The organism is Marinobacter sp. LM1, from assembly GCF_042763285.1.
GTDB classification, from domain to species: Bacteria; Pseudomonadota; Gammaproteobacteria; order Pseudomonadales; family Oleiphilaceae; genus Marinobacter; species Marinobacter nauticus.
Map to the genome: position 1 here is coordinate 3,866,284 of NZ_CP114373.1, position 19,044 is coordinate 3,885,327.

The 19,044-nt window shown below is 59.4% G+C and carries 17 protein-coding genes; 10 read left to right on the forward strand and 7 right to left on the reverse strand.

The annotated features are described in order from the left end of the window. Positions 1–18: 18 nt before the first annotated feature. Positions 19–813, forward strand: coding sequence for a secretin N-terminal domain-containing protein (locus tag OZ656_RS18125; RefSeq protein WP_286714481.1), 795 nt, complete (start codon positions 19–21; stop codon positions 811–813). On the opposite strand, the gene OZ656_RS18130 is transcribed toward OZ656_RS18125, so the two are convergent. Beyond that, positions 814–1,320 (reverse strand): DnaJ domain-containing protein, encoded by a 507-nt coding sequence (locus tag OZ656_RS18130; RefSeq protein ID WP_183577329.1) that lies wholly within the window; start codon positions 1,318–1,320, stop codon positions 814–816. Positions 1,321–1,605: 285 nt separating this feature from the next. Between OZ656_RS18130 and OZ656_RS18135 the strand changes: the two genes are divergently transcribed. Together OZ656_RS18135 and OZ656_RS18140 are read left to right on the forward strand one after the other, a co-directional pair. Next, positions 1,606–2,703 carry an efflux RND transporter periplasmic adaptor subunit gene (locus tag OZ656_RS18135; protein ID WP_022993128.1) on the forward strand — a complete coding sequence of 366 codons (1,098 nt, stop codon included), beginning with the start codon at positions 1,606–1,608 and terminating at the stop codon, positions 2,701–2,703. After that, positions 2,703–5,792, forward strand: coding sequence for an efflux RND transporter permease subunit (locus tag OZ656_RS18140; RefSeq protein ID WP_379944773.1), 3,090 nt, complete (start codon positions 2,703–2,705; stop codon positions 5,790–5,792). The genes OZ656_RS18135 and OZ656_RS18140 overlap by 1 nt, the downstream gene beginning before the upstream one ends. Positions 5,793–5,846: 54 nt before the next feature. Here the strand turns inward: OZ656_RS18140 and OZ656_RS18145 are convergent, their stop codons facing one another. Next, positions 5,847–6,812 carry a helix-turn-helix domain-containing protein gene (locus OZ656_RS18145; RefSeq protein WP_153740196.1) on the reverse strand — a complete coding sequence of 322 codons (966 nt, stop codon included), beginning with the start codon at positions 6,810–6,812 and terminating at the stop codon, positions 5,847–5,849. Between the two features lie 118 nt (positions 6,813–6,930). After that, the gene (locus tag OZ656_RS18150; protein ID WP_153740197.1) at positions 6,931–8,589 is read right to left on the reverse strand and encodes a bifunctional diguanylate cyclase/phosphodiesterase; all 1,659 of its coding nucleotides are present in this window, start codon (positions 8,587–8,589) and stop codon (positions 6,931–6,933) included. Positions 8,590–8,842: 253 nt separating this feature from the next. On the opposite strand from OZ656_RS18150, the gene OZ656_RS18155 reads away from it, so the two are divergent. The 4 genes from OZ656_RS18155 to OZ656_RS18170 all read left to right on the forward strand — a co-directional run bounded on the left by OZ656_RS18155 (position 8,843) and on the right by OZ656_RS18170 (position 12,744). Next, positions 8,843–9,154 (forward strand): DUF3301 domain-containing protein, encoded by a 312-nt coding sequence (locus OZ656_RS18155; RefSeq protein ID WP_023009553.1) that lies wholly within the window; start codon positions 8,843–8,845, stop codon positions 9,152–9,154. 111 nt (positions 9,155–9,265) lie between these two features. Further along, on the forward strand, positions 9,266–10,192 hold the full coding sequence (locus OZ656_RS18160) for a triacylglycerol lipase (protein WP_153740198.1): 927 nt from the start codon (positions 9,266–9,268) through the stop codon (positions 10,190–10,192). A 7-nt stretch (positions 10,193–10,199) separates the two neighbouring features. Beyond that, positions 10,200–11,282, forward strand: coding sequence for a lipase secretion chaperone (locus OZ656_RS18165; RefSeq protein ID WP_153740199.1), 1,083 nt, complete (start codon positions 10,200–10,202; stop codon positions 11,280–11,282). A 79-nt stretch (positions 11,283–11,361) separates the two neighbouring features. Further along, the gene (locus OZ656_RS18170) at positions 11,362–12,744 is read left to right on the forward strand and encodes a sensor histidine kinase KdpD (RefSeq protein ID WP_206769444.1); all 1,383 of its coding nucleotides are present in this window, start codon (positions 11,362–11,364) and stop codon (positions 12,742–12,744) included. On the opposite strand, the gene OZ656_RS18175 is transcribed toward OZ656_RS18170, so the two are convergent. Beyond that, the gene (locus tag OZ656_RS18175) at positions 12,677–13,336 is read right to left on the reverse strand and encodes a response regulator transcription factor (RefSeq protein ID WP_153740201.1); all 660 of its coding nucleotides are present in this window, start codon (positions 13,334–13,336) and stop codon (positions 12,677–12,679) included. The genes OZ656_RS18170 and OZ656_RS18175 overlap by 68 nt on opposite strands. Positions 13,337–13,548: 212 nt before the next feature. Between OZ656_RS18175 and OZ656_RS18180 the strand changes: the two genes are divergently transcribed. The 3 genes from OZ656_RS18180 to OZ656_RS18190 all read left to right on the forward strand — a co-directional run bounded on the left by OZ656_RS18180 (position 13,549) and on the right by OZ656_RS18190 (position 17,165). Beyond that, positions 13,549–14,868, forward strand: coding sequence for a substrate-binding domain-containing protein (locus OZ656_RS18180; RefSeq protein ID WP_153740202.1), 1,320 nt, complete (start codon positions 13,549–13,551; stop codon positions 14,866–14,868). 124 nt (positions 14,869–14,992) lie between these two features. Beyond that, on the forward strand, positions 14,993–16,288 hold the full coding sequence (locus tag OZ656_RS18185) for a pyridoxal phosphate-dependent aminotransferase (protein ID WP_379944775.1): 1,296 nt from the start codon (positions 14,993–14,995) through the stop codon (positions 16,286–16,288). A 52-nt stretch (positions 16,289–16,340) separates the two neighbouring features. Next, entirely contained in the window at positions 16,341–17,165 is an 825-nt protein-coding gene (locus OZ656_RS18190) for an inositol monophosphatase family protein (RefSeq protein ID WP_379944776.1), read from the forward strand. A 142-nt stretch (positions 17,166–17,307) separates the two neighbouring features. Here the strand turns inward: OZ656_RS18190 and slmA are convergent, their stop codons facing one another. From slmA to thiS, 3 genes are all read right to left on the reverse strand, one after another. Beyond that, a complete protein-coding gene (slmA, locus tag OZ656_RS18195; RefSeq protein ID WP_272998476.1) occupies positions 17,308–17,895 on the reverse strand; it encodes a nucleoid occlusion factor SlmA in 588 nt (195 codons plus the stop codon). 69 nt (positions 17,896–17,964) lie between these two features. Then, entirely contained in the window at positions 17,965–18,774 is an 810-nt protein-coding gene (locus tag OZ656_RS18200) for a thiazole synthase (protein ID WP_022993138.1), read from the reverse strand. A 59-nt stretch (positions 18,775–18,833) separates the two neighbouring features. After that, positions 18,834–19,034, reverse strand: a complete 201-nt coding sequence (thiS, locus tag OZ656_RS18205; protein ID WP_031210319.1) for a sulfur carrier protein ThiS — start codon at positions 19,032–19,034, stop codon at positions 18,834–18,836. Positions 19,035–19,044: the final 10 nt, after the last annotated feature.

The window sequence follows — 19,044 nt, forward strand, 5'->3', positions numbered from 1 at the left end:
ATGGCTCTGGAGGCCTGCATGCGAAACACCGAGCACCGCTCCGTTCTCTGGCTGATGACTGCCCTGTTTCTTGCGATGTTAACGGCTTCCACCGTCGTTTGGGCACAATCAGAAGCCAGGGTCTATGAGCTGAACAACCGAACGGCCGACGACATTGCGCTACAGATTCGCGAACTTTACCAACAGTCGCCGGTCACGGTGACGGCACGCGGACAACAACTGGTGGTCCGTGGCGAACCCGCACTGCTGGACGAAATCGGAACACTGGTGCAATCGATGGATGTGCCGCCGGTACAGATGAGGATCAGCGTACGCTACCGTCAGGACATCGGCGGCAAACAATCCGGAGGCGGCGTCAGCCTCTCGAACGGCTCGGCCGGCGCCAGCGTCGAACGCCGCACCATCAGCACCAATTCAACCCGTGAACGTCAGTTGATCGTGCAGGATGGCCAGTCAGCCCACATTACCTCCGGCAATGTGCGAACCTTGCCATTTGCCGTTAAGGGTGGGCGCAACCCCGCCGCCATACTGCAGCAGGTCGAAACCCGAAGCGGCTTTGTCGTAAGCCCCCAGGCCATCTCGAGCCAGGCGGTAGAGCTGAGTATCGTGTCCTTTGAGGAAGACCCCGCCGCACTGCCCGGCTACGAAACCGAAGCCCTGATGACCATCCGGCGGGTCGAGCCGGGCCAATGGGTCAGCCTCGGAGGAACTCGCACCTCCATGAATCAGGAGCAGCAAGGCATCACCTACCGTGTGAACGGCAAGCGTGCAGAAAACCTGTCCATCGACGTCAAAGTGGAAATTCTGCCCTGATCAGGCCTGATTACGCTTGCCCAGCAAGACATCTCGGGCCTCATTGAGCTTGGCGGCCAGGTAATCGTTGCCGCCGCGGTCCGGGTGCACCTTCAACATCAGTTTGCGGTGGGCAGCGGTCACCTCCTCACGGGAGCAACCGGGGTTAACTCCCAGAATATCGCAGGCTTCCTGCGTGCTCATTGGCCCCCGGGTGGCAGCCCGATCGCCCCCGGCATTTGCATGGCGCGTCGAGTCATTACCGGATGAATCGCCCATGGCCTTGCGAAACATCGGCGCATAACGCAGTAGTGCCGGCACCTTTCTCAACAGGGGAATAAGAGCGGCAATACCGGCCGTGATCACATGCACCCGGCCCGTCAGCACCATGAACAGCAACAGCGCACCGCCAGCCACCAGAATGACTTTCCAGATTGCCGCCTTCTGCCCTTCCGGCGACAGCGCGCCCCATTTTTTCAGGATCACAAATACAGCGGCAGCCAGGGCCAGGCCGAGAATCAGTTGCATCGATGTTAGTCCTGTATTCCTGCTGTCGAAAAGCGGGAGTCCGAAATACGCCCGGATACTATAATCCACCCCGGACACACCAGCGTAACCTGTCCGCAGTATTTATACTGTTTGTTGAATGCAAACGGGTGACAAATAGAAACAGCTTTTGTAGCATCCTATTCGTTAAATTGAACTGATGCTCTATTACATTGTCCCCGTGCCCTGATTTGCAAGGACAGCTGTCAGCCTTCCCTTCCGGGCGACTTTATCAGATTCAGGAAATTCACTCCCAGGAACAGACTTATGCGCACTGCTTCCCGTTTCGTCATCGTTCTCCTTTTTCTCGGCGTCGTGCTGGGTGGAATCTTTGGTTACAAGTTCTACCAGTTCGGCCAGATGAAAGAAATGATGTCCCAGCCACAGCCGCCAGCCATCATTTCTGTGACCAAAGCAACTACCGAAAACTGGCAGCCGGCGATCAAGGCTGTCGGCAGCATCACTGCTATCAACGGCATCGAAGTGGCCAACGAAGTGCCCGGTGTGATTGAGAGCATTGGCTTTGAGTCCGGCGATACCGTCAACAAGGGCGATGTTCTGGTGCGCCTGGATGCCGCCATCGACGAAGCAGCGCTGCGCACACGGCGGGCAGAAGCCCAACTGGCAGAACAGGAATTCAAGCGGGTTTCGGATCTGCTGCCGAAGCGGGCCGTGTCTCAGTCCCAGTATGATGAGGCCAAGGCCAATTTCGATGCCGCCCGAGCCCGTGTCAACGAGGCCGAAGCTCAGCTCAACAAGAAGGTGATTCGCGCGCCCTTCGACGGCAAGCTGGGTATCCGCATGGTGGATCAGGGTCAGTACGTTGCCACCGGCACACCGATCGTCGAGATCAACATGCTGAACCCTATCTATGTGGACTACACCCTGTCCGAGAAATTTCTGCCGGACGTGGATCAGGGCTACCCGGTATCCGTGACGGTCGCTGCTGTGCCGGACCAGTCCTTCGAGGGTGAGGTGAGCGCTATCAACACCTCGGTAAACCCGGAAACCCGTACCGTGCGTATACGCGCCACCCTGGATAATGAAGAAAACCTGCTGCGCCCCGGCATGTTTGCCACCATTCAGACCGGTCAGCCCCGGGACAATGAAGTGGTTACCCTGCCGCGCACCGCCATTTCCTACAACACCTACGGCAATTTCGTGTATGTGGTTGAAGAAAACGACAACGGTGAACTGATTGTCAGCCGCCGCACCGTCACCACGGGCGAAGTCCGTGATGGCCGCTCAGCCGTGCTTTCCGGTCTGGAAGAAGGCGAAACGGTCGTCGCCAAGGGCCTGCTGAGGCTGCGCGCGGGCCAGCGTGTTGAAATCCAGGACGAGTCCGGCCAGGAGGCGTCTGAGTAATGAAATTCACCGACATTTTTGTCCACCGGCCGGTTCTCGCCACGGTGGTCAGCCTGCTGATCCTGTTGATCGGCGCGCGGGCCGCCATGGAGATGGAAATCCGGCAGTATCCGGAGCTGGAAAGCACCACGGTGACCATCTCCACGGCTTACCCCGGCGCCAGTTCGGACCTGATCAAGGGCTTTATCACGACTCCGCTGCAGCAGGCCATTGCGGAAGCCAGCGGCATTGATTACCTGACGTCCACCAGTTCCCAGAGCGTATCGACCATTCAGGCCAAGATGATCCTGAACTACGACGCCAACGATGCCCTGGCAGAGATCCAGGCCAAGGTGGCCAGCCAGCGCAACGTGTTACCGGCGGAAGCCGAGGACCCGGTGATTACCTCTACAACCGGCGACAGCACGGCACTGATGTACATTGCCTTTTACAGCACCGAGCTGGATGTCCCCCAGATTACCGATTATCTGACCCGGGTGGTGCAGCCCAAGCTGCAGGCGCTGGCCGGCGTGGGCAAGGCTGAACTGCTGGGCCGGACGTTTGCCCTGCGTATCTGGCTGGACCCGGAGCGTCTCGCCGCCGTGGATATGACCCCGGTCGAGGTGGCTGCCAAATTGCGGGCCAACAACTATCAGGCCGCGGTGGGTAAGACCCGCGGCAAGTACACCGAGGTCAGCCTGACCAGCGACACCGACATCGCCGACCCGGACGCCTTCCGGAACCTGGTGGTTAAACAGTCAAACGGCACTCTGATCCGCCTGCAGGACATTGCCCGGGTGGAGCTGGGCTCCCAGACCTACGACAGCCTGGCGCTGTACAAAGGCCAACCAGCCACCTATGTGGCCATTGAGCTGGCACCAGGAGCCAACCCGCTGACGGTGGCTGAACTGGTCAAGGCAGAACTGCCGGATATCGAGAGTCAGTTACCCAGCGGCCTGAATGTGCGCCTGGCCTACGACGCTTCCGACTTTATCGACGATTCCATCAACGAGGTTATCCAGACCTTGCTGGAAGCCATGATCATCGTACTGGTGGTGGTTTTCCTGTGCCTGGGTTCGGTTCGAGCCTCAGTGGTGCCATCTGTAGCGGTTCCGCTGTCCCTGATCGGTGGCGCCTTTGTCATGCTGATGTTCGGCTTCTCCCTGAACCTGCTGACGCTCCTGTCTATGGTGCTGGCCATCGGCCTGGTGGTGGATGACGCCATCATCATGGTGGAAAACGTGCATCGGCATATTGAACAGGGCGAATCCCGGTTCGATGCTGCCATCAACGGTGCCCGGGAAATGGCGACCCCAATCATCGCCATGACCACCACCCTGGTTGCGGTTTATGCGCCCATCGGCTTTATGGGAGGTCTCGTAGGCTCACTGTTTACCGAGTTTGCCTTCACCCTGGCCGGCACCGTGGTCATTTCCGGTATTGTTGCACTGACCCTGTCACCCATGCTGTCTGCCAAGGTACTCAAACCCCACGGCGACCCGGGCCGCTTTGAAAAGGTTGTCGAAAAGAGCTTCAACGGTCTGGCAAACGGTTACAAGGCAGCGCTGGCGTCATTGATGCAAACCAAGTCCGTCGTGGTGTTCTTCGCCTTTGTGGTACTTGGATCCATCTACTTCATGTTGATGATGAGTCAGAACGAACTGGCCCCCACCGAAGACCAGGGCATCCTGTTCTATCAAGGCCTGGGGCCCGAGACCTCCACCCTGGACTACCTGTACGACCACGGTCAGGAAGTGCAGAACCGGATGTCTGAGGTGCCGGGTTACAGCGAAGACTTCATGATTCTGGGCATCACCAGCCCCAACGCCGTCTTCGGTGGCTTCAAGCTGGCGCCCTGGAGCGAGCGGGAGATTACCCAGTTCGAGGTTCAGCCCAAGCTGGATGCTGAACTGAAAAAGGTCACCGGGCTGCAGACCGCGGTATTCCCCCGGCCGTCCCTGCCCGGCTCCGGCGGCGGCCTGCCGTTCCAGTTTGTCATCACCACCGGCGGCAGCTATGAACAGCTGGACCAGGTGGCGGATGAAATGCTGGGCAAGGCCATGCAGAGCGGTAACTTCATGTTCCTGAAGAAGTCCATCAACTTCGACAAGCCGGTTACCCGCATTAATGTTGATCGTGATCGCGTGGCCGATCTGGGCCTGTCAATGCAGGATGTTGGGCAGTCCCTGGCCAGCATGCTCAGTGGCGGCTACATCAACCGCTTCAACATGGAAGGCCGTTCATACCAGGTGATTCCACAGGTGGATGACCAGTTCCGCCCGAGCAAGGAAGCCCTGCAGGACTACTACATCCGTGCCGGCAACGGCGAACTGGTGCCGCTGTCCAGCGTCGTGAGCTTTACCGAGGAAGTGGAGCCGTCGAACCGCACTCAGTTCAACCAGCAAAACTCGCTGACCCTGGAGGGCGTGGTGATGCCGGGCGTGGCGGCAGGCACCGCCATGGAGTTTATGGAGCAAACCGCCAGCGACGTCTTCCCTCAGGGTTTCAGCTACGACTACACCGGGGAAACCCGCCAGCTGGCCACCCAGGGCAGCGCACTGATGGTGACCTTCTTCCTGTCATTGCTGGTGATCTATCTGGTCCTGGCCGCGCAGTTTGAAAGCTGGCGCGACCCGATCATCATTCTGGTATCGGTTCCCATGTCGGTAGCCGGGGCCATGGCGTTCATCGTACTGGGCTTTGCCACCATGAACATCTACACACAGGTGGGGCTGATTACGCTAATCGGGGTGGTCTCCAAGAACGGCATCCTGATTGTGGAATTCGCCAATCAGTTGCAGAAAGAGCGGGGCTTGAACAAGGTCGATGCGGTCATCGAGGCGGCGGCTATCCGCTTGCGCCCGATTATCATGACCTCTCTGGCATTGATCTTCGCCATGGTGCCTCTGCTGATTGCCATCGGCCCGGGTGCGGAAAGCCGGTTTGCTATCGGCCTGACCATCAGTGCTGGTCTGGGCATTGGTACCCTGTTCACGGTGTTTGTGCTGCCGGCGTTCTACATTTTGCTGGCCCGTGACCACCATGGCTCGGCAGCCGATGAATACGGCAACGACGAAGAGTCATCACAGGTGCCGGCGGGCAACCACTAACCCCGCACAGCAACACAAAAAAGCCCGGCATGGCGTCATGTCGGGCTTTTTTTGTCAGGAAGCAACGATCCTGTCCGGCGCTTCCAACGCTGCCTCTCCCGTCTGCAGACGGCGGCGCCACTGGACGGTCTCGCTGGGCAACTCACCGAAATGTTCCCGGTACAGCGCAGCAAACCGCCCCAGATGTGAAAATCCCTCATCGGCGGCGTACCAGGAAATATGGGGCACATCACACTGGCAATCCACCAGCCTGCGCCGTACCCGGATCAACCGACAGCGCTGGTAGAAACGGTAGGGGGTCATTCCGGTTTCCCGCTTCATCAGATAATACAGATTGCGCTCGCTGACCCCGGAATGGTTTGCCAGCTCCTGCAAATCGAACTCCCAGGCGGGCTCCATGCGGATTTTGTCGATAACCCGAAGAAGCCGGCGATCGAGCTCTGGGGGCGTTTCGTTGGGTTCACAACCACCCTCTCGGGCGATGTTGTCCAGTTCGTCAAACAGGCTGTCGGCCGCAGCGCAGGCATCGTTGTGATCCTGGAAGAAGTTGGAGCGCAACAGAAAGTGATTCACCCGTTCCGCCATCCAGGCTAACACCCTCTGCCCTGGCCTGGCGCTGCCGCACCATTGTTCCGGGTTTAACAGAATCAGCCGGGACTGCCCGCAGGCGCGCACGGAAATTGCCTGGCTGGAGGTGATGGCGGCCATCGGGAAAGCCGGCTGTCCGCAATCGCCATTCACCAATACATCGCACTGCCCCGATACCGGCACCACCAGCAATGTCCCAGGCAGTCCGCACAGATGCACCTCGGCATCCTGGGCCAGATCCAGGGCACACACGACCCCACGATCAACACTCAGGGAAGACAGCGACCCAGCAACAGTTTGCGGCCGCTCAAGAGTGAGACCAACGTCATCACAGGCCAGCAACTCACGGATAGCCGCCTGCCATTCGCCGGCTGCAGCGCGATTGAGTCGAAGGTAGGCATCCAGATCCGGTTTGGCAGTGAGATTGCGCATACAGCGTGAACAGGCAGTGAGTGAGCTTGCTGTTTTAAGCCAGCGTGCCGCAAACCCCTAGCCAAATCTTGCAAAACGGCAAGAAACGGGACGGAGTTTGCCTGTTAATTGATTCTTATCAATCCAGTGGCAGCTCATCCAGGGGGGACGGCCGGGCCATCAGGTAGCCCTGGCCACGGTGACAGTTCAATTCCTGGAGCTTGCGTTTCTGAATCTCGGTCTCGATGCCCTCCGCTACCACCTCCAGACTCAGCGCCTCGGCGATGGCCAGAATGGCTGACACAATCCGTGAATCCCTGCCGTCCTGCCCCAGCCGCTGGACGAACTGCTGATCAATCTTGAGCACGTTTACAGGTAAAGCATGCAGATACGCCAGCGAGGAATATCCGGTACCAAAGTCGTCAATGGCAACCACCACCCCCTTGTCACCAAATTCCCGGAGTTTGTCCAGGCAACGGCGTGACAGGTTCATCAGGTGGGTTTCAGTAATCTCGATTTCCGGCTGCCAGCCCGCCTGCCGAACCCGCTCGAAGAATGGCTCCAGCAATCCATCCAGTCGGCCATCGGCAATCTGTCGGGCAGAAATATTGATGGCCAGGCGTCGACCTCGGCCATGATCGACAGCACAAGCCTCCAGATCCCGACGGATGCATCGGATCAGTTGCTCGGTCAGTTCGTGAATGTGCCCGCGCTGCTCGGCCACCGGGACAAACTCTCCCGGTGATACTGACCCCAGCTCAGGGTGCTGCCAGCGCAGCAGAGCTTCCATGCCGGCCATGGCGCCGGTGGCGAGATCGTACTGGGGCTGGTACACCACCGAGAATTCCTCCGGCGCCACCTTCAGGGAAGCCACAAGGGCTTCGGACAGCCGTTGTTGCTGCTGGCCATGCTGGATTTCGCTCGCACTGTAGATCCGGTAGCAGGCCCGCCCGGCCAGTTTCGCGGTATACATGGCCCGGTCGGCATTCTGCAGCAATTCACCCGCGGTCTCGCCGTGATTCGGATAGATAGCGGCGCCCACCGAGGCGGAGAGAAAATATTCCCGGTGCTCCACCATCACGGGTGCCCGGAACACATGGGTCATGCGCTCACACACCGCTTTCAGTTGATCTTCGGTATCCAGTTCGATGATGGCGGCAAACTCATCCCCCGATAGCCGGGCAATCACATCGCCCTTGCGAACCACGGCCTGGATACAGGCCGCAGCCTGTTGCAGCACCCGGTCGCCACAATCGTGGCCATGCAAGTCGTTCACAGACTTGAAAAAGTCCAGGTCGATATAAAGCACCGCAAACAGATCAGCGGTGTCTTTACGCTGGTTGACCCGGGCCTTCAGGAATTCCTGGAACAATGAACGGTTGGGCAGTTCCGTGAGGGGATCATAATAGGCCAGGGTCGCCAGTCGTTCCTCGCTGGCAGCCAGCTCACCCACATCCATGAACACACCGGCGTACAGGCGCTTGCCCTGATAGTCCACCGGGTAGATGGTCAGCCACTGGGGATAGTTCTCGCCGCTCTTGCGCCGGTTCCAGATCAGGCCTTCCCATCGACCGCTCTCATTCAGGCTTTCCCACATGGCCTGATAGAACTCCGGCGAGTGCAGTCCGGAACTGAGCACCGACGGTGCCCGGCCCAGGACTTCTTCTGGGCGGTAGCCGGTCACGGCCTGGAACATCCGGTTCACATAGGTAATGACTGCGTCCGGAGTTGAAAGCATGATGGCTCGCGGATGATTATCCACCAGGGCTTTGAAGTCCTGTTCTGTCAACGCCTGCATACGCCAAATACCTTCCGTGCGCCGCCTGCTTCGAGCAGGCGCTTTGTTCCAGCATAAGCAGAAACCGTCGCAAACCTATCCATATTTTGCAAACACCCTTCGCTTTTGACAAAGGTGAAGCGTAGGATCCACTGTACGAGGGCCCAAAGCCCCGGCCCGGCAATTTCCTGAGCCGGCACAATAGGGTAGTCTGGCGATTCGCCGGGGTGGAGCCTCCACCCCTGTCGCAATCACCCACAGGATTCCCCGTGCCTTGACCCTAGCAACCCTCTTCTGGCTGTTTGTCGCCGGTTTCGCCATCTGGTACTGGTGGCGGGCCAAAGCCATCAAAGACTTTGTCTTGCAGGCTGCTCACCGGTACTGCAAATCCATGGACGTAATGCTGCTGGACGACGCCGTTTATCTGCGCGGACTCTGGTTCAAGCGCGATCAGAACGGAAAACTGCGAGTGTGGCGGCGTTTCCTGTTCGACTTCACCACCACCGGCGAAGAGCGTTACACCGGCCGTATCATCATGCTTGGCCAGAGCATCATTCACACCGAACTTGAACCGCACCGATTCTGACCGACTGTCACCGGAGCCGCCTCACCCAAATGGGCGATTACCGGCACCTGTGTTCGTCCGTGATACTCCCTGTTGCATGTCGACAACCAACAAAAACAACAGGAGTCATCTATGCGTTTTGCCATGCCCATCCGGCTTGTGGCCGGAATTCTCATGCTGGTGTTCTCGGTACTGAGCCACGCCAGCTACACCCAGACCCGTCATCCGATTGTGCTGGTACACGGTGTAACCGGCTTCAACACTCTTGGCGGTCTGATCAACTACTTCCACACCATTCCCTGGAACCTTGAACGCAGTGGCGCAAAGGTCTATACCGCCAGCGTGTCCTTCGTGAACAGCAGCGAACAGCGTGGCCAGCAACTGGCCAATTACGTCAACAGCCTGGGCCACAGCAAGGTCAATCTGGTGGCGCACAGTCAGGGTGCCCCCACCTCCCGGGTGGCAGCGGCTCTGATTCCCCACAAGATTGCCTCGGTCACGTCGATTGACGGCGTAAACAAGGGCTCCAAAGTTGCTGACGTTATCCGGGGCATCATCCCTCCCGGCAGCTATGTTGAAGGGGGCGCCGACGCCATTGCCAACGCCCTGGGCGGACTGATCAATGCCCTGTCCGGAGCCAGCAACTCCCAGGATGGTATTGCCGCCCTGGAAACCCTGACCACTCCGGGCACCACCAGCCTGAACGACGCCCTGGGTTGGAAAGGGGTTAATCGTAATGCCTGCGCGGGTACCAGCGAAGATGTCTGGATCAGTGGCCAGAAGATCAAGTTTTTCTCCTGGACCGGACGCGCCGTATGGACCAACGTGTTCGACATTACCGATCCGTTCCTGGGCGTGACCTCCCTGGCCTTTGGCAGCGAGCCCAATGATGGTCTGGTCGGCGTCTGCGCCACCATGATGGGCAATGTCATCGGCACCCACTACGACATGAACCACGTTGATGCCATCAACCATCTGCTGGGCGCCCGTTCTCTCTGGACCAACCCGGTCTCACTCTACCGCAGCCAGGCCAACCGTCTGAAAAACCGCGGTCTGTGAGGTGGTTATGAAGCACCAGTCCACCCGGAAACTGCGGTGGCCGCTTCCCGTTGCCCTGCTGGCCATTATGGCCAGCAGCGGCCTCTGGTACTGGCAGGCACCGGATTCAAAACCCAGGCCAGACCCGGCAAAAACCTTTGCCAGTGCGCCTGCTGTCACGCCACCGGCGGTCACCCAGGCATCGGCCCCGGTTCCTTCCAATAAGGAACCGCCACACCAGACACCCGCCAGCCTTCCCGACCAGAACTTTGCCCGCTCCCTGGCCGGCACGGATATCGACGGCGCCCTCAAGGCAGACGGCAACGGCGAGTTGATTCTGGACCTTGGCGTTCGCGACTTCTTCGATTACTTCCTGAGCGCCGTGGGTGAAGTCTCACCGGAGGCCGCCATCGGACAGATTCAGTCCCTGGCCCGCAACTATCTGCCGGAACCGGCCGCCAGCGATGCCATGGTACTGCTCGACCAATACCTGGCTTACAAGCAGGCTGCGTTACAGCTGATGCAGACGGAACTGGATCCGAGCCGACAACACGACCCTGGCTACCAGCTAACCGCCCTCGGCGATGCCCTGAGCAGCCTGAAACAACTGCGCCGTTCGACCTTCAGCCCGGACGCACATCAGGCGTTTTTCGGCGAGGAAGAGGCCTACAGCGAGTACACCCTGGCGGCCATGAGTATCCAGCAGCGGGAAGATCTTTCCGATCAAGGCAAACAGGCGCTGATTGAATGGCACCGCAAACAGCTGCCGGAGTCGCTTCAGGCAACCGAGCAACGACTGCAGAGCGAAACCCGCGAGCATCAGGCCCGACTGTCTGCCCTGGAGAATACCGAATCACCGGAAGCCGCCGGCCGGAAGCTGGTGGAGCTGGGCATGGACCCGGAAAGTGCCGAAGGGGTCGTCAGTTACCTCAAACAACGTGAAAGTTTTGATCAGCAGTTTTCCGAGTTCGAACAGGCTGTTGACGCCGAGGATCTGGAAGGCCTGGCCGGAGCAGATCGTCAGAAACACAAGGATGCCCTGCTGGAGCAATACTTCCCCGATGAACAGAGCCGAACCTGGGCCCGACTCAGAATGCTGAACCAAAGCTGACCACTCTGTGCTCTGGCTCCCGAAATCCGGAGCCAGAGCGTTCTAGAATCGGAGCTTGTGTTCCGTGGATATCCCGACCATGACGGCCGAACAAATCCAACAGCAACAGGCCAGAGGCTTCCAGACCCTGCGTTTTGTGCCGGCACTGGAAGCCGACTACCGCAAAGCGCGTTCTGCGTTAATCCGCCAACGGGCGAGACTGGCATCTATCGCTGGTCTGCTGCTCTTTCTGGTGTACGCCCTGGTAGACCTGATGACCCTGCCAGCCGAGCTGGCCCGTTTCACGGCTGGAATAAGACTGGCCATTACCTGCCCGATCATCGCCCTGGTTCTCTGGCTAGCCCACCGGAAAACCCCCAACGACCTCCGCTTCGAGCGCCTGTATGTGTTTGCCTATATCGCCGGAGGCCTGAGCGTCATTGCCATTATCCTGGCTGCCCGCTGGCACAGCTACCCCCTGCCTTATGAGGGCATGATACTCATGCTGATGTTCGGGTACTTTGCCATGGGACTGCCGTTTGTCTCCGCATCGGTGGCGTCCTTTGTTCTGGTGTGGGCCTACCTGCTGGCCGAGCTCTGGGCCGGCAACCCCGCCACCGCCACCCTCACCAATCTGTTTTTTCTGATGACGGCGAATGTCATCGGTATGGTGGGCGCCTGGATCAGCGAGTACCGTCACCGGGCCCACTTTCTCGACCGCCAGTTACTGGATCTGTTACACCAGTCCGCCAGGGACGAAAGCCGTCGGAAAACCGAGCTGATTACCGCGGCCAGCCATGATCTTCGCCAACCCCTGAATGTCATCGACCTGACGCTGGAAACGCTGCAACCTGAACGCGAACACTCCGAGGTGATGAATCAGCTTCGTGATACCGTGGGCCAGCTCCGTAATCTGCTGGGAACGGTGTTCGACAGCGCCCGACTGAACGAGGGCATGATTCAGCCGGAGCTCCAGCCTGTGCAACTGAACCATACGTTGCAGGAGCTTGAAGATCTGCTGTCAGACACCTTGTCCCGTCGCGACATCCGCCTGGACATTGCCCCGGCCGAGCCCGGGCTGGCCTTGACCGCGGATCCCAGCTTGCTGTTGCGAGTATTGCAGAACCTGGTCATCAATGCCGCCGACCACAGTGGTGGCCAGCGCATTCAGGTCAACACGGTCACCACCGGGAACTGGGCCCGCATCCGGGTGTGCGATGACGGGCGTGGGCTGCCGGAAAGTCTGCACACACAGGTCTTCGACCCCTACATCCGTGCCGGTGCCAGCCACCAGGCGGGGCTCGGGCTGGGCCTGACCATCGTGCGCGAATTCTCCCGGCTCATGGGCGGGCAATGTGGAACCGAATCATCTTCGGGCCGGGGAGCGGTATTCTGGGTGGCACTGCCGATTGCTGTTACAACCAGCCCAGGGCCCGGGCCCGGTTCACGCATTCAGTCCGATTGTGCACCCCCAGTTGGGTAAAGATCGCTTTCAGGTGGGTTTTGACCGTGTGTTCGGTCAGGCCCAAGCTCTGGCAGATGCGTTTGTTGGGAAACCCCTGGGCGAGGAGCGTCAGCACTTCGAGCTGACGTGGTGTTAACGGGGTCTCCGACACCAGAGGCGCCATACCCCCGGGGAAATAGCCCTGCCCCCGCCGTACCGATTGCATCATACGAACCAGTGCCGCCCGGCCGGCCGATTTGGCCAGAAACCCCGCCGCCCCGGCCGTTCGCACGGCCCTGACGGTGCTTTCGTCCTCACTGCTGGAGATAATCACCACCGGCGGGGTGTTCCGCAAGCCAGCCAGACGCGGCAACAGCGAAAGTCCGGCTTCTCCGTTAAGTGCCAGGTCAAGCAATACCAGATCGACCCCGGTGCCATGGACCAGTTGCTCGGCCGCGTCCTCCAGCGTGCCCACCGTGACCACCGAGAGCGCCAGTTCCTCCTGCCGGATCAGGCCCGCCAGCGCCTGCGCAAACAGGGCGTGGTCATCGACCAGCAAAACCTTCTCAAAGGCTGCGGTTCGATGATGTTCTTCCGAAGATGAGCCATGCCGGAGCGATGTCACATGCATGATAGTGCCCCGCTGTGTTTGTGTTTGTTTTTGTTACTGCGGACACCCCACTATAAGCCAGCAAGCCCGGCGCCTCAGCGGCCTGCTTAACACTTTATTACAAAAGTATTGAACCTTTCGCGCCAACTGATCTCGCCTGAAACATAAATGTCATATTTCTGAAGCATCCTTCCGGCATCACAACCATCTGATCTGAAAAGGTTTTCAACACGATGCCTGATTTCACAAGGAAGACCGCCGGCCACTGGCTGGCACTGCTTGCAAGCGCCAGTCTCTGCGCCAGCGCCTACGCCCATGAGCTGGAAATTCACGGCTCCAACACCGTCGGCGCCACACTGGCACCCATGCTGGTAAGCGGCTATCTGGCACAGCAGGGTAATGGGTCGGTCAGTCGCCGGGCTACGGGCACCGAGAACGAGCAGATTCTGCTGACCGAGACCGAACAGGGTCCCATCAGTGTTCTGGTGGCCGCCCACGGCTCCAGCACCGGCTTCCGCACCCTGGCCAGCGGTCAGGCGCAGATCTGGGCATCCTCCCGACCGGTCAAAGCCGCTGAGGCGGAACAGGTTCGCCAGAAGGCCGACCTGACGGCCCTTGAAAGTGAGCATGTCATCGCTATTGATGGCCTTGCCGTACTGGTGCACCCCGAGAACCCTATCAATGCCATGAGTATCGATACGCTCGGGCGCATTTTCGCTGGCCAGATTCGCAACTGGTCGGAACTTGGCGGGCCGGACCGGCCAATACGGCTCTACGCCCGGGATGATCGTTCTGGCACCTGGGATACCTTTAAATCCCTGGTTCTGGGTAAAAGCTACCGCCTGGACGAATCCGCCAAACGCTACGAATCCAACGACCAGCTGTCCGATGACGTGTCCCGCGATCCCGGTGGTATCGGCTTCTCCGGCCTGGCCTCGGTGCGCAACAGCAAACTGCTGGCGATTTCCGAAGGCAATGCCCCGGCCCTGAAACCGAATCAGCTCACGGTTGCCAGCGAAGACTACCCACTCTCCCGCCGACTGTTCATGTATACCATGGGAGATAGAACACCGACTTTCGCCAAAGGCCTGATCGACTATGCACTGGAAGAGGATGGCCAGAACCTGGTGGCCGAATCCGGGTTTATTTCCCAGAATCCGATCGCGGTAAAACCGGAATTCGACACCTCCGTACCAGAGAGCTTCCGGCGACTGACCAGCAATTACCAGCGCCTGACCGTCAATTTCCGCTTTGCCGAAGCCCGCACCAAGCTCGACAACAAGGCCCAGCGGGATCTGCTACGGGTGAAGCATTACCTGCGACAGCACAATCGCGACGCCAGTGATCTGCTGTTGATCGGTTTTGCAGATGCACAGAGTCACGAACTTCGGGCCCAGATGATTTCCGAGCTGAGAGCGTTGTCGGTGCGCAAGGCACTGGGCCAGGCAGGTGTGGCGAACGTCGCCTACACAGGTTATGGCCACTACATGCCCGTTGGCGGCAAGGGAAACCTGCGCAATGGCCGGGTAGAAGTCTGGATCAAGAACCCCTGACCAGCCGGGGATTCGACCAAAGTCTGCCTGCAGACTTCGGCAATCCCCTATCCGCACCCCCATCACAGATATGTTTGGGTTTCCTATACTGCCGTTGTCACCCTCCAACCAACAGACCGGGACAATGGACATAAAAAACGACCACCGTTACGCGATTAACCTGAACGTACGGGGCATCCAGCCCTCCGCCACCCTGCGCATCAACGAGCTCAGTAACCAGCTCCGTTCCGAAGGCAAGGACATCATCAAACTGGGGCTGGGGCAGTCGCCGTTCCCGGTACCGGATCGCGTGGTCGACGCCCTCAAGGAGCACGCCCACGAAAAAGATTATCTGCCGGTCAAAGGTCTGAAGGGCCTGCGTGAAGCCATCGCCGGCTACATCAACCGCAGCGAGCGCATGCGCTGTACCTGGGAAGACGTGCTGATCGGCCCGGGCTCCAAAGAGCTGCTGTTCATGCTGCAGCTGGCCTACTACGGCGACCTGCTGATCCCGCGCCCGAGCTGGGTGTCCTACGCGCCCCAGGCCCGCATCATCGGTCGCTCGGTGCACTGGCTGCCGACCCACGCTGAGAACAACTGGCAGCTGACCGCCGAGGAACTGGACATTATCTGCCGGGACGACCCGTCGCGCCCGCGAATCCTGATTCTCAACTACCCGTCCAACCCCACCGGTTGCACCTACACCGACGACCAGCTGCTGGCCATCGCCAACGTGGCCCGCAAGTACAAGCTGATCCTGCTCTCAGACGAGATCTACGGAGAAGTTCACTTTGAGGGCAAGCACAAGTCCATTGCCCGCTACTACCCGGAAGGCACCATCATCAGCACCGGCCTGTCCAAGTGGGCCGGCGCCGGCGGCTGGCGCCTGGGTACCTTTATCTTCCCGCCCGAGCTGAGGCCACTGCAGGACGCCATGGCGATCATCGCCAGCGAAACCTACACGGCGACCAGCGCCCCCATCCAGCACGCTGCCATTGCTGCTTTCAATGGTGGTGAGGATATTGAGGAATATCTGGTTCAGTCGCGCCGGGTTCTGAAAGTGGTGGGTGAATACATGCATCGCCGTCTGACCGACATGGGCGCTGTGGTTCAGAAGCCCGAAGGTGCGTTCTACCTGTTCCCGGACTTCTCCGGTTTCCGCGACCAATTGGCCCGCAAGGACATCAAGACTTCCCAGGCCTTCTGCACCGCCCTGCTGGAGAATACCGGCGTCGCCATCCTGCCCTCCAGTGATTTCGGCTTCGTACCGGATCACCTGGGCGCCCGCCTGGCGTTTGTCGATTTCGACGGTGCCGCGGCCCTGAAACTGGCCGGTGACGATTACGCCGACCAGGAGCTGGATGACAGCTATATCCAGCAGGCCTGCCCAAGACTGGTGCTGGCCATGGATAAAATGGAGAAGTGGCTGAACAGCCTGTAAACCTGCCGTGCTAGACTGGCACCCTCACAGTTTCAAAAACCGCGGGGGTGCCATGTCTGACTCAGTTTCTCTCCAGGAAATCACCGATTTCACCGAAGCCCTGGCCCGCGAAGCCGGCGAATTGATCCGTCACGAGCGGGAAGAAAACACCCTGCGCACCGACTACAAACACCAGACCGAACTGGTCACCCACGCCGACGTGATGGCCGACGAGTTCATCACCGGTACCATCCGCGAACGCTTCCCCCACCACCGCATCCTCTCTGAGGAAACCATGCCGGATCTGTCCCAGGCGGAAGAGCTGGAAACGCCATTGTGGATAGTCGATCCCATCGACGGCACGGTGAACTACGCTTACGGCCATCCCCAGGTTGCGGTGTCCATCGCCTACGCCGAGAAGGGCAAAGTGCGGGTGGGCGTTGTGCACGCGCCGTTTCCCGGCGAGACCTTCCGGGCTACCGAAAGCGAAGGCGCAACCCTGAACAACCAGCCAATCCGCCACAGCGGAGCGACCAAGCCCAGGCAATCGCTGTTCGCCACCGGTTTTCCGTACACCAAGGACAACCTGGAGCCACTGGTACGCCGACTGGACGCCATGATTCATCAGTGCCGAGACCTGCGCCGGATCGGATCGGCCGCTCTGGATATCTGCTGGGTGGCCTGTGGCCGGCTGGACATCTACTACGAAAACGTCAGCCCCTGGGACTTCGCCGCCGCCCGCCTGATCGCAAAAGAAGCTGGCGCTACGGTAGGCCATTTCGGGGAAGTTCCGGAGGGCTATCCGGCGGATCTCTATGGACGGGATATTCTCATCTCGGCGCCGGCCGTGTGGGCGCCAGTGCGCTCAATTCTGCGGATTGCTTCCGGATACGAGTAAGGTTGGATAATATCGCCAACACCTAGCCTGATATTTTGGAGTTAGGCATGGGCTGGGATCCCTTTCCCGAAACCGCTACGAGGGTAAACCCCAGTCACAACAGGCAGTCCACTGGAAGGCTAGGTGAACGAAACTCCACGGCTCAACCCCAGACCACCTCAGACACCAGCCCCCAGGCCTCGTCGAAATCACTCGTCGGCAAGCGCGAAAACGAAGAGCGCACAAAGCGCTGAATCCGGCCTTCCACGAACACCATGACAAAGTCCGCACCACGGGCAGCCGTGGTTCTGGGCCGCAGTCCCTGACGGATTTCACCTTCTTTCAGGGCCTGGCGAATCTGGGTTTCCAGCCGCTCGAAAAACTGGGATGCCCGCTTTCTCAGGGATTCATCCTCCCCCATCAGCGCATCGCCAGTCAGCACACAGCACAGGCCCGGATTACGCTCGGCAAACACCAGCACCAGATGCGACAGCTGCTGCAGGCGCACGCGCACATCCTCCTGTTCCTGCAGAATCACCTGGCAACGGGAAAAAACCGCCTCCTCGGCAAATTCGATCAGCGCCTCAAACATTTTGCGCTTGCTGGGAAAATGCCGGTACAAGGCCGCTTCGGTAACGCCCACGGTTTTGGCCAGGCCGGCCGTGGTGATTCGGGCACCGGGATCGCTTTGCAACAGCTCGACTAGCGCCTGGAGAATAGACTCCCGGCGACTGGGTTTCTGGTTGGTCATGACAGGACTACAGCGCTCTGAAATTCTGGTTTTGGTTTTATATGCCCTCCCCGGCGAGGGAGGGACTTTTCAGAAAAAAGTGCCGTCGATCGGTGACGAGGCACTGGCATACAGTTTCTTGGGCATACGACCGGCCAGGTAGGCTTCACGGCCGGATTCGATGGCCAGGCGCATGGCATTGGCCATTCTGATCGGGTCTTTGGCCTGGGCGATCGCGGTGTTCATCAGCACCCCGTCACAGCCCAGCTCCATGGCAATGGTAGCGTCTGAGGCCGTACCGACGCCCGCATCCACCAGCACCGGCACCTTGGCGTTCTCGACAATCAGCCGGATGTTGTAGCGGTTCTGGATACCCAGGCCCGATCCAATCGGTGCACCCAGAGGCATGATGGCCACGCAGCCCATTTCTTCCAGGCGCATGGCCAGCAACGGGTCGTCCGAGCAGTACACCATTACCTTGAAACCATCCCTGATCAGCTCTTCTGCCGCGACCAGGGTTTCCGGCATGTTAGGATACAGGGTTTTATGTTCGCCCAGCACTTCCAGCTTGACCAGATCGTGCCCATCCAGCAGTTCCCGGGCCAGCTTGCAAGTGCGGACCGCATCTTTGGCGGTGTAGCAGCCGGCGGTATTGGGCAGGATGGTGTAGCTTTCCGGGGAAATCACGTCCAGCAGGTTGGGTTCATCCGGGTTCTGGCCCAGGTTGGTACGGCGTACCGCCACAGTCACGATCTCGGCGCCACTGGCCTCGATGGCATGACCGGTTTCCATCAGATCGTGATATTTGCCAGTGCCCACCAACAAGCGGGACTGGTACACCTTGCCGGCGATTTCCAGGGGTTTGTCTTCGGGGAGCTGAATCTCTGGTGTCTCTGTCATAACCTGCCTGAGTTATCTGGATAAAGTAAGAGCGGGAACCGCCTGGCTCTGGTGAGGTATCAACCGCCACCGATGGCGTGGACCACTTCCACCCGGTCACCTTCATTCAGGGTGAACTGCGGGTGCTGGCTGCGGGGTACAATGTCTTCGTTTACCTCCACCGCCAGGCGTTTCCCGGTCAGGGTGAGTTGTTCTATCAGGGCGGCAATGGTCGCTCCGCTTGGGAGTTCCATCGCCTCGCCATTCACCTGTACCAACATGGTTACCATT

Excerpts from the sequence above, each read along its gene's own strand:
- OZ656_RS18200 (WP_022993138.1), bottom strand. The coding sequence starts at position 18,774 with ATGACAGAGACACCAGAGATTCAGCTCCCCGAAGACAAACCCCTGGAA.
- OZ656_RS18130 (WP_183577329.1), bottom strand. The coding sequence starts at position 1,320 with ATGCAACTGATTCTCGGCCTGGCCCTGGCTGCCGCTGTATTTGTGATC.
- OZ656_RS18170 (WP_206769444.1), top strand. The coding sequence starts at position 11,362 with ATGACGGCCGAACAAATCCAACAGCAACAGGCCAGAGGCTTCCAGACC.
- OZ656_RS18190 (WP_379944776.1), top strand. The coding sequence starts at position 16,341 with ATGTCTGACTCAGTTTCTCTCCAGGAAATCACCGATTTCACCGAAGCC.
- OZ656_RS18185 (WP_379944775.1), top strand. The coding sequence starts at position 14,993 with ATGGACATAAAAAACGACCACCGTTACGCGATTAACCTGAACGTACGG.
- OZ656_RS18135 (WP_022993128.1), top strand. The coding sequence starts at position 1,606 with ATGCGCACTGCTTCCCGTTTCGTCATCGTTCTCCTTTTTCTCGGCGTC.
- OZ656_RS18145 (WP_153740196.1), bottom strand. The coding sequence starts at position 6,812 with ATGCGCAATCTCACTGCCAAACCGGATCTGGATGCCTACCTTCGACTC.
- OZ656_RS18160 (WP_153740198.1), top strand. The coding sequence starts at position 9,266 with ATGCGTTTTGCCATGCCCATCCGGCTTGTGGCCGGAATTCTCATGCTG.
- OZ656_RS18165 (WP_153740199.1), top strand. The coding sequence starts at position 10,200 with ATGAAGCACCAGTCCACCCGGAAACTGCGGTGGCCGCTTCCCGTTGCC.
- OZ656_RS18150 (WP_153740197.1), bottom strand. The coding sequence starts at position 8,589 with ATGCAGGCGTTGACAGAACAGGACTTCAAAGCCCTGGTGGATAATCAT.
- thiS (WP_031210319.1), bottom strand. The coding sequence starts at position 19,034 with ATGTTGGTACAGGTGAATGGCGAGGCGATGGAACTCCCAAGCGGAGCG.
- slmA (WP_272998476.1), bottom strand. The coding sequence starts at position 17,895 with ATGACCAACCAGAAACCCAGTCGCCGGGAGTCTATTCTCCAGGCGCTA.
- OZ656_RS18140 (WP_379944773.1), top strand. The coding sequence starts at position 2,703 with ATGAAATTCACCGACATTTTTGTCCACCGGCCGGTTCTCGCCACGGTG.
- OZ656_RS18125 (WP_286714481.1), top strand. The coding sequence starts at position 19 with ATGCGAAACACCGAGCACCGCTCCGTTCTCTGGCTGATGACTGCCCTG.
- OZ656_RS18175 (WP_153740201.1), bottom strand. The coding sequence starts at position 13,336 with ATGCATGTGACATCGCTCCGGCATGGCTCATCTTCGGAAGAACATCAT.
- OZ656_RS18180 (WP_153740202.1), top strand. The coding sequence starts at position 13,549 with ATGCCTGATTTCACAAGGAAGACCGCCGGCCACTGGCTGGCACTGCTT.